11 protein-coding genes are annotated in these 14,157 nt (G+C 71.9%); 3 read left to right on the top strand and 8 right to left on the bottom strand.

What is annotated here, in order from left to right; translation table 11 throughout:
* Window positions 1-19 precede the first annotated feature (19 nt).
* Complete coding sequence (locus MM440_RS00800) at window positions 20-1,534, top strand: amino acid permease (RefSeq protein ID WP_241441310.1); 1,515 nt, start codon at window positions 20-22, stop codon at window positions 1,532-1,534.
* A 2-nt stretch (window positions 1,535-1,536) separates the two neighbouring features.
* Here the strand turns inward: MM440_RS00800 and MM440_RS00795 are convergent, their stop codons facing one another.
* The 8 genes from MM440_RS00795 to MM440_RS00760 form a co-directional block, all read right to left on the bottom strand.
* Entirely contained in the window at window positions 1,537-2,937 is a 1,401-nt protein-coding gene (locus tag MM440_RS00795) for an MFS transporter (RefSeq protein ID WP_241441309.1), read from the bottom strand.
* A gap of 74 nt (window positions 2,938-3,011) precedes the next feature.
* Window positions 3,012-3,377: a biotin/lipoyl-containing protein gene (locus MM440_RS00790; RefSeq protein ID WP_241441308.1), complete on the bottom strand. Its 366-nt coding sequence runs from the start codon at window positions 3,375-3,377 to the stop codon at window positions 3,012-3,014.
* Between the two features lie 43 nt (window positions 3,378-3,420).
* Window positions 3,421-3,702 (bottom strand): hypothetical protein, encoded by a 282-nt coding sequence (locus MM440_RS00785; protein ID WP_241441307.1) that lies wholly within the window; start codon window positions 3,700-3,702, stop codon window positions 3,421-3,423.
* On the bottom strand, window positions 3,699-5,279 hold the full coding sequence (locus tag MM440_RS00780; RefSeq protein ID WP_241441306.1) for an acyl-CoA carboxylase subunit beta: 1,581 nt from the start codon (window positions 5,277-5,279) through the stop codon (window positions 3,699-3,701). Before MM440_RS00780 ends, MM440_RS00785 begins: the two co-directional genes overlap by 4 nt.
* 26 nt (window positions 5,280-5,305) lie before the next feature.
* Window positions 5,306-6,811 carry a methylmalonyl-CoA carboxytransferase subunit 5S gene (locus MM440_RS00775; RefSeq protein WP_241441305.1) on the bottom strand — a complete coding sequence of 502 codons (1,506 nt, stop codon included), beginning with the start codon at window positions 6,809-6,811 and terminating at the stop codon, window positions 5,306-5,308.
* Window positions 6,812-6,823: 12 nt separating this feature from the next.
* On the bottom strand, window positions 6,824-8,491 hold the full coding sequence (locus tag MM440_RS00770) for a GGDEF domain-containing protein (RefSeq protein ID WP_241441304.1): 1,668 nt from the start codon (window positions 8,489-8,491) through the stop codon (window positions 6,824-6,826).
* Between the two features lie 84 nt (window positions 8,492-8,575).
* Window positions 8,576-10,156, bottom strand: a complete 1,581-nt coding sequence (locus MM440_RS17160) for a diguanylate cyclase (RefSeq protein WP_241441303.1) — start codon at window positions 10,154-10,156, stop codon at window positions 8,576-8,578.
* 3 nt (window positions 10,157-10,159) lie between these two features.
* On the bottom strand, window positions 10,160-10,978 hold the full coding sequence (locus tag MM440_RS00760; RefSeq protein WP_241441302.1) for a thioesterase family protein: 819 nt from the start codon (window positions 10,976-10,978) through the stop codon (window positions 10,160-10,162).
* A 131-nt stretch (window positions 10,979-11,109) separates the two neighbouring features.
* On the opposite strand from MM440_RS00760, the gene MM440_RS00755 reads away from it, so the two are divergent.
* Complete coding sequence (locus MM440_RS00755) at window positions 11,110-11,691, top strand: GNAT family N-acetyltransferase (RefSeq protein WP_241441301.1); 582 nt, start codon at window positions 11,110-11,112, stop codon at window positions 11,689-11,691.
* Window positions 11,688-14,111, top strand: a complete 2,424-nt coding sequence (locus tag MM440_RS00750) for a glycoside hydrolase family 31 protein (RefSeq protein ID WP_241441300.1) — start codon at window positions 11,688-11,690, stop codon at window positions 14,109-14,111. The genes MM440_RS00755 and MM440_RS00750 overlap by 4 nt, the downstream gene beginning before the upstream one ends.
* Window positions 14,112-14,157 lie beyond the last annotated feature (46 nt).

Raw genomic sequence — 14,157 nt, 5'->3', positions numbered from 1 at the left:
CGGTTCCTACTGTGGGGCCATGACAACCTCCACGTCCCGGGAGCCGGGCCGGCGCAGCGGAATCCTGCGCACCAAGCCGATCGAGGCGATCCTCGCCCACAGCTCCGCCGAGGGCGACGAGTCCGGCGGTGGGCTGCGGCGACACCTCGGCGCCAAGGACCTGGTCGGCTTCGGCGTCGGCATGATCATCGGCACCGGCATCTTCACCCTGACGGGGATCGAGGCCAAGAACCACGCCGGGCCCGCGGTGACCCTCGCCTTCCTCATCGCCGGTCTGGTGAGCGGGCTGGCCGCCGTCTGCTACGCCGAGCTGGCCTCGTCCGTGCCGACCGCCGGCAGCGCCTACACCTACGCCTACGCCACCATCGGCGAGGTGTTCGCGTGGATCATCGGCTGGGACCTGGTGCTCGAGTTCGCGCTCGGCGCCTCGGTGGTCGCGCGAGGCTGGTCGGGCTACGTCCAGCACCTGTTCGGGTTGCCGACCACGTTCTTCGGGGAGCAGTCCGTCGTCAACCTCGGGGCGATGGGCATCACGCTCCTGCTCGGCATCGTCGCGGTCGTGGGTGTGCGCGAGAGTGCCCGGGTCACCAACGCGATGGTGCTCATCAAGGTCTCGGTCTGCGTCTTCATCATCGCCGTGGGCGCGTTCTTCATCAAGGGCGGCAACTACTCGCCGTTCATTCCGCCGAGCCAGCCCGTCGAGGCGTCCTCCACCGCAGGCATGGAGCAGCCGCTCAGCCAGGTGCTCTTCGGGGTCCAGCCGTCGGCCTTCGGCATCGCCGGCGTGATGACCGCGACCGCCGTCGTCTTCTTCGCCTACTCCGGCTTCGAGGCTGTGGCCAACCTGTCGGAGGAGTCCCGCAACCCCGCGCGCGACCTGCCGATCGGTCTGCTGGGCTCGCTCGCCCTCTGCACCGTGCTCTACGTCGGCGTCTGCATCGTCATCACCGGCATGGTGCCCTACACCGAGATCGACGAGGGAGCGCCGCTCGCGGCCGCGTTCAGCCACGTCGGTCTGGGTTGGGCCGGTGTGCTCATCTCGATCGCGGCGGTCGCCGGCCTGACCTCCGTCGTCCTCGTCGACCTCGTCGGCATGGGGCGTATCGGCTTCGCGATCGGCCGCGACGGGCTGCTGCCCGCGGCGGTCGCGAAGGTCCACCCGAAGTACGGCACGCCCTACCGCATCACCATCGCCACCACCGTGCTGGTCATGCTGTTCTCCGGGTTCGTCCCGCTGCGCGAGCTCGCGGACATGGTGTCCATCGGCACCCTGTTCGCGTTCGTGATCGTCAGTGCGGCGGTGCCGATCCTGCGCCGCACCCGCCCCGAGCTCAAGCGCCCGTTCCGCGTGCCGCTGTCGCCGGTGCTGCCGATCGTCTCGGTGCTCGCCTGCACCTACCTGATGACGAACCTGTCGATCATCACCTGGATCCGGTTCGTGATCTGGATGGCCCTCGGGCTCGCGGTCTACTTCTTCTGGGGTCGACGCAACGCGCGCCTCGCCCACGAGGAAGGCCGCGTCCCGGTGGGCTGACCTCAGCCGGCCGCTGCAGCGACGGGCGTCTGCTCTTCGCTGTAGCGTCCCCGGCGGGGGATGAGCAGCGCCCCCACCGCCGCGGCGAAGCAGAGCGCCGCGGCGAACAGCCAGGCGTGGTCGTAGCTGCCCTGCGTGGTGCGGACCCAGCCGGCGAAGCTCGCCCCGACGCCGGCGCCGACCATGTGCGAGGCGAAGCACCAGCCGAACACGATGCCGGAGTCCTCGAGGCCGAAGTGCTGACGGCACAGCGCCACCGTCGGGGGCACGGTGGCGACCCAGTCCAACCCGTAGAACACGATGAAGCCCCACATAGGCGGCTCCACGTGGGGGGCCAGCAGGTGCTCGACGGTGAGCAGAGACGCACCGCGCAGCGCGTAGTAGGCCACGAGCAGGTAGCGCGAGTCGACCCGGTCGGTGAGCCAGCCGGAGGCGATGGTGCCGATCAGGTCGAACACCCCGACCATCGCCAGCAGCCCGGCGGCCGTGGTCTGGGCCATGCCGTGGTCGTGCGCCGCCGGCACGAAGTGGGTCTGCACGATCCCGTTGGTGGACCAGCCGCAGACGAAGAACGTCAGCGCCAGCGCCCAGAAGGTCCAGGTGCCGCTCGCCCGGCGCAGCGTCGACAGGGCCACCACCCCCGGGTTGGCCTGCGGACGAGGCTCGGTATCCACACCATCAACGCCGTCGGGCCCGATCTCCGCGTCGCGCACGGAGGGGGCCGCGTCGATCGCCTGGCCCTCGCCGACGCCGAACGGCATCAACCCCACCTGGTGCGGGTAGTCGCGCAGGAACAGCCCCACCAGCAGCGCCACCACCAGGGCGAGCACCGCGACGATCATCGCGGCGTAGCGCCAGCCCGGGCCGGCCACCGCGGCGGCGATCGCCGGCAGGAAGAGCAGCTGACCGGTCGCGTTGGCCCCGGAGAACAGGCCGGTGACCAGCCCCCGGTGGGCGTAGAACCACCGGTTGGCGACGATCGCACCGAGGACGAGCGCCATGCACCCGGTGCCGACGCCGATGAGCAGCCCCCAGAGCAGCCACAGCTGCCAGGGGGAGGTCATCACGGTCGTGGCGGCGCTGGCGGCTGCGACGACGAGCAGGGCGAGGGTGACGGTGCGCCGGACGCCCCAGCGCTCCATCACGGCGGCGGCGAACGGCGCGATGCAGCCGTAGAGCACGAGGTTCAGCGACACCGCCCCGGACGTGGTGGCGCGGGACCAGCCGAACTCGTTCTCGATCGGCTCCATGAGCACGCCGGTCGACGAGCGGAAGGCGGCGGCCGCGACCAGGGCGGCCAGTGTGACGGCGGCGACGATCCAGGCGCGGTGCCGCCGCGCGGGGATGGCCGCCTCGCGGTCCGGCGTGGGGGACGAGCGGAGCGGGCTGGACGAGCTGGTCATCGGCACTCCTCGGCGCCAGCACGCTGGGCTCGGTGCTGATCCGACGATTGTGCCCGCCGGTCAGCCGATCTGCGTCACTCCGCCCACTCGATGAGCACCTGGCCACCCTGGACGGCCTCGCCGACGCTCACGGCGACGTGGCCGATGGTGCCGTCGCGCGGTGCGGTGATCTCGGTCTCCATCTTCATCGCCTCGAGCACGAGCAGCGTGTCCCCGCTGCTCACCTGCTGGCCGTCCTCGACGAGGACCGTGACGACGGTGCCGGCGATGGTGGCGGTCAGGGCGTTCGACGAGCCCGCCGGAGCCTTCGCGGCCGTCGGGGTGACGCCGTAGGCGGAGGTGCTGCCGACCAGCACGGCGCCGAGCGTGGGCCGCGGTTCCTCCTCGACCTCGACGTCCACGTCGTAGACCGCGCCGTTCACGGTGACCTTCAGCTTCATGGGTCTTTCTCTTTCGTCGTGGCAGGTTCGGTGGGGGAGATGGTCAGCGTCGCGCGGCGCCGACGGCGTGGGACTGCTGGATGGCGGAGCGACCCTGCGTGGCCCACCCGCCGCCGCGGCGCAGGTGGACCTGCTTCACGGTGGCGCGGTTGCCGAGGTAGGCCGCCACCGCCGCGGAGATGGCGAGCAGCACCTCCTCGCTCACCTCGGCGTCCGAGCGCTCGCGGACCTCGCGCTCGAGGCTGTCCAGCCGCTCGGTGAGGGCAGCGACCTGGGCGCTCAGCTGCTCGACCTGCGCCCGCAGCTCGACCTGGTCGCCGGTCATAGCGGGATCAGTCCGTGCTTCTTGGCCGGCCGCAGGTCGCGTTTGGCCTGCAGGTTCTCCAGCGCGCGGGCGACCTTGCGCCGGGTGTCGGCCGGCTCGATGATGTCGTCGACCAGGCCACGGGCCGCCGAGACGTACGGCGTCGAGAACGCGTCGCGGTAGAGCTGGACCAGCTCGGCCTTCTTGGCCACCGGGTCCTCGGCCTCCTTGATCTCCTTGCGGAAGACCACGCCCGCGGCGCCCTCGGCGCCCATGACGGCGATCTCGGCCGACGGCCACGCGAAGACGCGGTCGGCTCCGAGGTCCTTGCCGCACATGGCGAGGTAGGCCCCGCCGTAGGCCTTGCGCAGCACCACCGTGATCTTCGGGACGGTGGCGGAGGAGTAGGCGAACAGCAGCTTGGCGCCGTGGCGGATGATGCCGCCGTACTCCTGGGCGACGCCCGGCAGGAAGCCGGGCACGTCGACGAGGGTGACGATCGGGATGTTGAAGGCGTTGCAGAAGCGCACGAAGCGGGCGCCCTTGTCCGAGCTGTTGACGTCGAGGACGCCCGACATCACCGACGGCTGGTTGGCGACGATCCCGACGGTGCGGCCGGTGATCCGGGCGAAGCCGACGACCAGGTTGGGCGCGAACCCCGCCTGCACCTCGAGAAAGTCGCCCACGTCGACGAGGCGACTGATGACCTCGCGCACGTCGTAGGCCTTGCTCGCGGCGACCGGGATGATGTCGTCCAGCTCCGGGTCGGCGCTGACGTCGTCGTTGCCCTCGACGAACGGTGCCTCCTCGGTGTTGTTGCTCGGCAGGAAGCTGAGCAGCTTCTTGGCGATGAGGATGGCCTGCTCGTCGTCGTCGGCGACGAAGTGGATGTTGCCGGCGTGCTGCATGTGCGCGTCCGGGCCGCCCAGCGCCTCGGCGGTGACCTCCTCACCGGTGACCGACTTGATGACGTCCGGGCCGGTGATGAACATCCGGGCGGCGCGGGTCTGGATGATGAAGTCGGTGAGGGCGGGGGAGTAGGCCGCGCCGCCGGCGCACGGGCCGGCGATGATCGACACCTGCGGCACCACGCCGGACAGCGCGACGTTCTGGAAGAACACCTTCCCGTAGCCCGAGAGGGAGTCGATGCCCTCCTGGACCCGGGCGCCCCCCGAGTCGTTGATGAAGACGAACGGCGTGCCGTTCTCCAGCGCGCTGTGCAGGGCCCTCGCGACCTTGGTCGAGTGCATCTCGCCCGCCGAGCCGCCGGCCACCGAGAAGTCCTGGCTGGCCAGGTGCACCGGTCGCCCGAGCACCGTCGCGGCGCCGGTCACGACGCCGTCGGCGGGCATGACGGCCTGGTCCATACCGAACAGGGTGGTGCGGTGCTGGGCGTGCATGCCGAACTCCTCGAAGGAGCCGGGGTCTACGAGATCGGCGACGCGCTCGCGGGCCGTGAGCTTGCCCGCCTCGTGCTGCTTGGCGTGCCGCTTCTCACCCCCTCCGGCCATCACCTCGCCGCGGCGGGTCCGCAGCTCCTCGATCCGCTCGGCCATGGTCCTGGTCGAGGACTGGGCGGTAGCAGTGTTGTCAGACATAGGGATTCGTCACTTCCTGGACTGGATCAGGCGGGGTCGACGGCGACGCTGTGCTTGCGGCCGTTGACGGTGACCTCGTACTTGATGGAGGTGCGGACGGGACCGGTGCCGGCGTCCTTGGCCGCCGCGGCAACGCGCTCGGCCTCGACCTCGGCGGGGTCCTTGCCGACGTTCTTGGGGCCTTCGGGGCGGGTGGCGAAGAAGCCGGGCGCGACCTTCGGGAACATCGCGTAGGTGAGGACGTCCTCGTCGCTGCCGTCGAAGCCGGGGAGCGCGGCGGCGTCCGCCGCGAGCTGGTCCCACTCGTTGTCGATCAGGTCGGCGGGGCGCACCGTGATCGGCTCCTTGCCGGTCTGGGCCTTCGCCTTCTCGACCACGTCCGGGTCGATCTCGCCGAGCACCGAGCCGTAGTAGCCGAGCACGAGGTCGGCGAACTCGGCGGTGAGGATCTGGTAGCGACCCATCAGCACGTTGAAGACCGCCTGGGTGCCGACGATCTGGCTGGACGGCGTGACCAGGGGCGAGTAGCCGGCGTCCTTGCGGACCCGCGGCACCTCCTCGAGCACCTCGCGCATCTTGTCGCCGGCGCCCTGGGCCTTCAGCTGGGACTCCATGTTGGAGATCATGCCGCCGGGGATCTGGCTGTCGAAGATCTCGGTCTCGACGGTGTAGGAGGACATGAACTGCTGGTAGCGGGGCTTGACCTCGGCGAAGTGCCGCTTGATGTCGGCGAGGCGGACCTTGTCGAGGTCGGCGACGTAGCCCGTGCCCTCGAGCATCTCCTGGAACGACTCGGTCGGGTTGTGGCCCGGGCCGAGCGACATCGAGCTGATGGCGGTGTCGCAGACGTCCGCCCCGGCCTCTACGGCCTTCATGAGCGAGACGAGCGTGACGCCCGTCGTCGCGTGGCAGTGGACGTTGACCTGCATCTGCGGCATCTCGTCCTTGATCGCCTTGACCAGGTCGTAGGCGACCTGGGGCTTGAGCAGCGCGGCCATGTCCTTGACGGCGATCGAGTCGACGCCGATGTCGCGCAGCTCCGTGGCCTGACGGACGAAGACGTCGATGTCGTGCTCGGGGGAGGTGGTGTAGCACAGTGTGCCCTGGGCGTGCTTGCCGACCCGCTTCACGGCGGCGATGGCGCGCTCGACGTTGCGGGTGTCGTTGAGCGCGTCGAAGGTGCGAAAGACGTCCATGCCGTTCTCGGCGGCCTTCTCGACGAAGTGGTCCACGACGTCGTCGCCGTAGTGGCGGTAGCCGAGCAGGTTCTGGCCGCGCAGCAGCATCTGCAGCCGGCTGTTGGGCAACAGGGTGCGGAACGTCCGCAGCCGCTCCCAGGGGTCCTCGTTGAGGAAGCGGATGCACGCGTCGAACGTCGCGCCGCCCCAGCACTCCACGCTCCAGAACCCGGCCTGATCGATGTCCGCGCAGGCACCCACCATGTCGGAGAGGGCCATCCGGGTGGCCATCAGGCTCTGGTGAGCGTCGCGCAGGGCGACCTCGGTGACTCCGATGCTTCGTGTTGTCTCCACCTCTGAAGTGTCTCAGGAGGCGGTCGTCGAGCCCTCGGCGGGGTGGGTGTTGTGGGCGCTCACCTGGACCCCCACCACCCGGTTGCGGCCCCGCTCCTTGGCTGCGTAGAGCGCGTCGTCGGCCCGGCGCATCAGCCGGGCCGGGTCGAGCGGTCCGGTCACGGTCGCGACGCCGATGCTGGCGGTGAGTCGGCTGGCGCCGAGCTCGGGCGGCCACCGGTGGTGTGCCAGCGTGCGGCGCAGGTCGTCGGCGGCGAGGCGGGCGTCCTCCGCGCCCATCCCGGGCAGCAGGGCCACGAACTCCTCGCCCCCGAGTCGCGCGGTCGTGGCGCCCGGGGGCGCCCAGCGCGTCATGAGCAGCCCGACCTCGCGCAGGGCGAGGTCGCCCACCAGGTGGCCGTGCTGGTCGTTGACGGCCTTGAAGTGGTCCAGGTCGAGCAGGGCCAGCGAGATGGTCGACGGTCCGCCGAGGCGGGCGGCGAGCTGGTCGAGCTGGTCGTTGAGGAAGCGTCGGTTGACCAGCCCGGTGAGCTCGTCGCGCAGCGCGGACTCCTTTGCGCTGGAGTTGGACTCGACCAGCTGGGTGATCGTGCTGTCGAGCTCGGTGGCGAGGCTGACCTGGGCGCGCATCTCGCCCTCCGCCTCGCGCGTGCGGTAGAGCACCTCGAGCACCGCGACCCGGCGCTTGGTCTGCGCGGCCTCGTGGGCGGCCCGCTGACGGTGGTGCCGGCGCAGCGCGGCGTAGGCGCCCTCGTAGTCCCCGAGCGCCGCTCGCACGGCGGCCAGTCGCGCGGACACCTCGAGCGCGCGGGTGGGCCAGTGCTCGCCACGCTCGTCGAGCAGGGTGAGCAGGTCCAGCGCCTCGTGCAGCCGGTCGGCGGCCTGGTAGACCTCGGCCAGCCGCAGCGACGCCTCGCTGAGGTCGGCGCTGGAGGCGGTCTCGCTCTCGGCCGCCATGGTCTCCTGGGCCAGCTCGAGGGCGAGGTCGCCCTGACCGAGCAGCGCGCGGGCGCGACTCTCGACCAGCCCGGCCGACAGCCGCACCCCCGGGCTGAGCGGACGAGGGAGCAGCGTCTTGGCCTGCTCCACCCGCTCGAGCGCCTCGTGCGGTCGCTCGAGGAGCAGCAGCGCGTCGGCCACGGCCAGCAGCACCCGCCACCGCGAGCGGTCCGAGCTGTCGGGGGACAGCGCACCCTCCGCGGCGGTCAGGGCGGCGAGCCGCTGGCCGGGGTCCTCGAGCAGCTGGGCGGCCTCCAGCCGGGCCGCGTCGACGGAGTCCACGTCGTTGCTGGCGGCACCGATGTCCTGGCCGAGCAGGTAGTGGTGGCGCGCCCGCTCGAGCTCGCCGACGTCGGCGCAGATCCCTCCGACGAGGGTGTGCGACCAGGCCAGCCACCGGCTCGGACCGTCCGGCTCCAACGCCGGGATCGCCTCGCCGAGCAGCTCCAGCGCGCGGTCGGACTGCTCCTCGTGCCGGGCGATGACGGACTGGGACACCCGAGCCTGGGCGGCCCCGCGCTGATAGCCGATGGCCGTGGCGCTGCGGGCGGTGAGCCGGGCGAGCTCGACGGCCCGCTCCCGGTCGACGTTGCGCAGGTCCCACGCCTGGAGGTTGAGCGCGTCGATCTCGGCCCGGGTGAGCGCGCCGCGGATGGGCGCGTACGAGTGCTCGTCCCCCATGGCGACCTCCTTTGCGCGCAGCTGCGTTCAGGATAGGTCAGTGATCGGCTCGGCAGCGCTTCCCCCGCTGCGGGGTGGATGGGTCTACGAGGCGGCGGCGACCCGGTTGCGACCGGCGGCCTTGGCGTCGTAGAGCGCTCGGTCGGCCGCGCGGATCAGGGACCGGTCGTCGGTGCGGTCCAGGGCCGAGGCCACGCCCGCGCTGATGGTGACCCGCCCGGGGTCGGCCGCGGTCCAGCGGTAGTCGGCGACGGCCTCGCGCAGCCGCTCGGCGAAGGCCTCGGCGACGGGGAGGGGGGTGCGCGGCTGCAGGATCGCGAACTCCTCTCCGCCATAACGGGTCACGACGTCGGAGGGACGCGCGTGCCGCCGCAGCAGCGCGCCGAGGTCGGCGAGGACCTGGTCACCGACCAGGTGCCCGAAGCTGTCGTTGACGACCTTGAAGTGGTCGATGTCGAGCAGCACCAGGCTGAGCGGCTCGCCGCGCTCTGCCGCGTCGGCGCTGAGCTGGGCGAGCTGCTCGTCGAAGTACCGGCGGTTGTAGACCCCGGTCGTCACGTCGCGCACCGACGACTCCCACATCAGCTGGGTGGCGTCCTGCAGGTCCTCGAGGGTGGCGCTCAGGGTGCGGACGCGGTCGCGGGCCCTGGCCGCCTCGCGCTCGGCCCGGCGGGCCCGGTGGAGCACCTCCAGCGCGTTGGCGCGGTTGCGCCCGAGGGCGTCCTGCACGGACTGCCTGCGGTCCACGTGCTCGCGCAGCGCCTGGTAGGCGGCGGCGTGGTCACCGGCCGCCGCGTGGCACCGGGAGAGGACCTCGAGGACCAGCACGCGCTGGGGCTCGGTGAGCTCGTCCCACCCGAGCAGGTCGGCGAGCAGGCTTGCGGCTGCTAGCGGTTCGCCGAGAGCGAGGTGCAGCTCGGCCAGGTCGACGGTGAGCAGGATCGAGGTCGAGCGGTCGGTCCGACGCAGCAGCGTGGTGGCCGCCTCGAGCTCGCGCCGGGCACCCTCGACGTCGCCGAGGTCGATCAGGCACTGCGCACCCAGCGCGATCGAGAGCGCCTCGATGTCGACGACCCCGAGCCCTGCGGCCCGGCGCGCGGCGGTCCCGGACAGCTGGTAGGCCTCGCGCCGCTCCTCGGCCGCGCCGTGCCGGCGCAGGTACCAGGCGAGGTTGTACTCCGCGAAGCACTGGCCCTCGGTGTCGCCGACGCCGGCGAGCAGCCGCAGCGCCTCGCGGTATCCGGCGATCACGTCCTCGAGGGTGCCCCGGCTCTCGGCCTGGTCGTGCACCACCATCGCCTCGAGCTGGCCGTCACCCAGGGAGAGCGCGAGCTCGGTCGTGCGCACGAAGTACTCGGCCGACTGCTCGACGGCGCCGATCTCGCGGCTGGTGTTGGCGAGCACCAGGTAGGCCCGGCCGAGCCAGAGCGGGTCGTCGGCCAGCTCTGGCAGGGCCGTGTGCAGGTGCTCGAGCACCTGGGCATAGTCGGCGCAGCGGTACTGGCTCATGGCCAGCAGCACCCGCGCGCGCCCGGCAGCAGGCTCGGTCGCCGCCTGCCGGACCACCTGCTCGGCCAGTGCGGCCGAGGCCTCCGGGTCGCGGTTGCGCAGCCGCCAGGCCTCGTCGATGGCCGAGGGCTCGGGGTGCTGGGAGTGGACGGGCACGGTCTACGGCATGGGTCGGACGGTGAGGATCTGCTCGGCAGCCCCGAACGGTCCCTGCTCGTCGTGCAGCGTCGACGACGTCAGCCCGAGCCCCTGCGGCCCGAACGACACCGTGGTGTCGAGCCCGAGCCGGCGACCGACGGGCTGACGGAACAGGTGGATCGTGAGGTCGACGTTCGGAAACATCCACTCGCGCGGCGACTCTCGCGTCGCGATGCCGTTGGCCGTGTCGACCAGGCCCACGAGCGCGGCGAGCGGTCCGACGTCCTCGCCGTCGACCAGCGCGTAGGGCGTGCTGAGCCACGCGTGACCGCGGCCCGGCTCGGGTCGGTCACCGCGCATCTGGAGCGACGCGATGTAACCCCCAGGCCACAGCTCGGTCGGGTCCAGCTCGGGCTCGTCCTCGAAGCGGGGCATGGGCTCGGCGAAGGTGCCCGCGACATGGGCGGTGTCCTGGACACTGAGCCGCCAGGCGGTGCCCCGGATCAGCGCCCGCTCGCCCGCGAGCAGGGTCGCCTCGACCAGCTCGATCGTGCGACCGGGACGCAACGTGCGTACGTGCACGCAGACCTCGCTCGCCGGGATCAGCCCGAGGATCTCGAACGTCAGCCGGGCCACCTGCATGTCCGGCCGGGGCTCGTGCCGCTCGATCGCGTGCGTCAGCAGCCCGCCGACGGGAGCCATGTGCTGCTCCCAGTCGTTCCAGGCCCCCTGGGTGTGGATGGTGGGCTGGTAGCACCCGTCGCCGAGCGCTCGGTAGTAGGCGGGCGTGCCGCGGTCCAGCTGCTCGGGGTCCGGGCGGGTCGGGCGGCCTTCAGTCATGGGCCAAATGTAGTGGGCGACGCCGGACTCGGCCCCCCGTCGCGCAGCGGCCCGGACGCCTCCTCGGGCGGACCGTGCCAGCCGGGCGCGGCACCGCCTCGCCCGACCCCTCGAACCGGCATGCTGTGCGCATGGAGGACACGACCGCGCAGGCCGCGGGGCTGGTGGTGACGATCCGGCCCGAGGACAGCCAGGACCACGCGGCTGTGCACGGAGTGGTCGGGCAGGCCTTCGGGTCGGACGTGGTGGCCGAGCTGGTCAACGTCCTGCGGTCCAGCACCGCCTACGTCCCCGGTCTGTCCTTCGTCGCCGAGGCCGGCGGCGCGCGGGTCGGTCACGTCATGCTCACGCGGTCGTGGGTCGACGCCCAGCGGCGACTCGTGCGGGTGCTCGTCCTCTCGCCGCTCTCCGTCGCTCCCGGATACCACCACTTCGGCATCGGCTCCGCCCTGGTCCGGCACGCGCTCGCCGCGGCGGCCGAGTCCGACTACCCCATGGTGCTGCTCGAGGGCGACCCGGCGTTCTACGGGCCGCTCGGGTTCGAGCCGGCGGCCGCGCACGGCATCACGCCACCGAGCGTGCGGATCCCGCCGGCCGCCTGCCAGGTGGTGCTCGGCACGACCTACGAGCCGTGGATGCGTGGGGCGCTCGTCTACGCCGACCCGTTCTGGGCGTTCGACTGCGTGGGTCTGCGCGAGGAGCCCGGCGCGTGACGGAGTCGGCTCCCTCCTCGCCCGCGCGTCGGGACGGGATCGCCCAGGTCACCGGCGAGACCTACCGCATCACCGTGCTCAACAGCGCCGTCGTGCGCCTCGAGCAGTCACCCACCGGATCCTTCGAGGACCGGCCCACCCAGGTCGTGCTGATGCGCGACCTCCCTGCGAACCCGGTTGCGGGACAAGAGGACTCGACAGGTCAGGTGCAGGTGCACGAGACCGGGGACCTCGTAGAGATCGTGACCGACGACCTGCACCTCACCTACGACCGGCGTCCGTTCCGCACGCAGGGGCTCAGCGTGCAGGTGCGTGGTGGCGTCTCGAGCTACCGGTCGGTGTGGCGCTACGGCCTGCCTGCGCCCACCCTGGGCGGCACGGCGCGCACCCTCGACGAGGTCGACGGTCGCACCGACCTGGAGCCAGGGATCTTGTCCCGCAACGGTTTTGCGGTGCTGGACGACTCCGCGAGCCTCGTCGTGCCCGAGCCAGGCCGGTTCGAGCCGCGGCCGCCGGGCTCCGTCGACCTCTACGTCTTCGCGCACGGCCGGGACTACCGACGGGCGCTGCGCGACTTCTACGCGCTCACCGGGTCGCCACCTCTCGTGCCGCGCTACGTGCTCGGCAACTGGTGGAGCCGCTATCACGCGTACTCCGCCGACGAGTACCTCGAGCTGATGGACACCTTTGCCCAGCAAGGGATCCCGTTCTCCGTGGCCGTCCTCGACATGGACTGGCACGAGGTGGACATCCCCCCGCGGTTCGGCAGCGGGTGGACCGGTTACACCTGGGCCAAGCGGCTGTTCCCCGACCCGCCGGCGTTCCTGGCGGCACTGCACGAGCGCGGGCTGCGGGTCACGCTCAACGACCACCCGGCCGACGGTGTGCGGGCCCACGAGGACGCCTATCCGACGATGGCGGCCGCGCTCGGGGTCGACCCCGCGACGGAGCACCCGCTGACGTTCGAGGCGAGCGACGAGGCTTATCTACGAGCACTGTTCGACCACGTGCTGCACCCGATGGAGCGCGACGGCGTCGACTTCTGGTGGATCGACTGGCAGCAGGGGGCCAGCTCGCGCATCCCCGGGCTGGACCCGCTGTGGGCGCTCAACGACCGGCACCTGCGCGAGATGGCGAGCACGGGACGGCGCCCGGTGATCTTCAGCCGCTACGCCGGGCCGGGCAGCCACCGGACGCCGGTCGGCTTCTCCGGCGACACGGTCGTCAGCTGGGCGTCGCTGGCCTTCCAGCCGGAGTTCACCGCCACGGCGAGCAACATCGGCTACGGCTGGTGGAGCCACGACATCGGCGGGCACATGTTCGGCACCAAGGACGACGAGCTCGCCACCCGGTGGGCGCAGCTCGGCACGTTCTCACCCGTCAACCGTCTGCACAGCACGTCGAACCCGTTCAACAGCAAGGAGCCGTGGCGGTTCGGCCCCGCGGCCGAGCGGGCCCAGGTCGCTGCCCTGCGGCTGCGGCACCGGCTGCTGCCCTACCTCTACACGATGGCCGAGCGCGCCTCGGCGCAGGGGCACCCGCTGGTCGAGCCGCTCTACCACGAGCACCCCTGGGCCGAGGAGGCGTATCGGCGGCCCAACGAGTTCGCCTTCGGCGAGGCGATCCTCGTCGCCCCGGTGACCACCCCGATCGACCCACGGTCCATCGTCGCGCGCACCGACGCCTGGCTGCCTGACGGCACGTGGTTCGACCTGCAGACCGGCTGGCGCTACGACGGCGGGCGCGAGCTGTCCACCTACCGCGAGCTGCACCAGCTCGGCGCGTTCGTCCGGGCGGGCGCCGTGCTGCCGCTGCTCGGCGACGAGATCCCCGGCAACGGTGTCGACAACCCGACCTCGCTCGAGATCCGTTGTTACGCAGGCGCGGACGGCGAGCTCACGCTCTACGAGGACGACGACGCCCCGGTGGCCGACGAGCGCGTGGCGCGCACCCCGCTGACCTTCTCCTGGGCCGATCGCACGGTGCACCTCGGGCCGGTGCAGGGTGACGCGTCGGTGGTGCCCGAGCGGCGCGACTGGCGGGTCGGCCTCGTCGGCGCGACGGCACCGCAGGAGCAGAGCAAGGCGGTGCGCGTGCTGGTCGACGGCGTCGAGCGTGCGGACGCCGTGGTGACCCGGGTCGAGGGCTGTCGCACGACCTGGGTGGACGTGCCCGACGTCCCCGTGAGCGCCGCGGTCGTCGTGGAGCTCGGCCCCTGCGAGCTCGCCGCCAACGACGTCGCGGGAGCGGTCTTCGACTACCTGCAGCGCGCCCAGGTCGAGTTCGAGGACAAGACGGCGGCAATGCGCACGGTCGAGTCGATCACCGACCCCGGGCAGGCGCTGGTGCAGCTGGCGACCCTGGACCTGGACCCCGGCGTCCTCGGTCGGGTCGCCGAGCTGCTCACCGCCGCGCGCTGACGCGCCGAGGGTGGCCAGGTCGACGGCCGCGCCGGCGCGAGCGGCG

It is taken from the genome of Arsenicicoccus piscis (assembly GCF_022568835.1).
GTDB lineage: Bacteria > Actinomycetota > Actinomycetes > Actinomycetales > Dermatophilaceae > Arsenicicoccus > Arsenicicoccus piscis.
The sequence above is the reverse complement of the archived record's forward strand: the minus strand, read 5'-3'. Positions and strand labels throughout refer to the sequence as shown.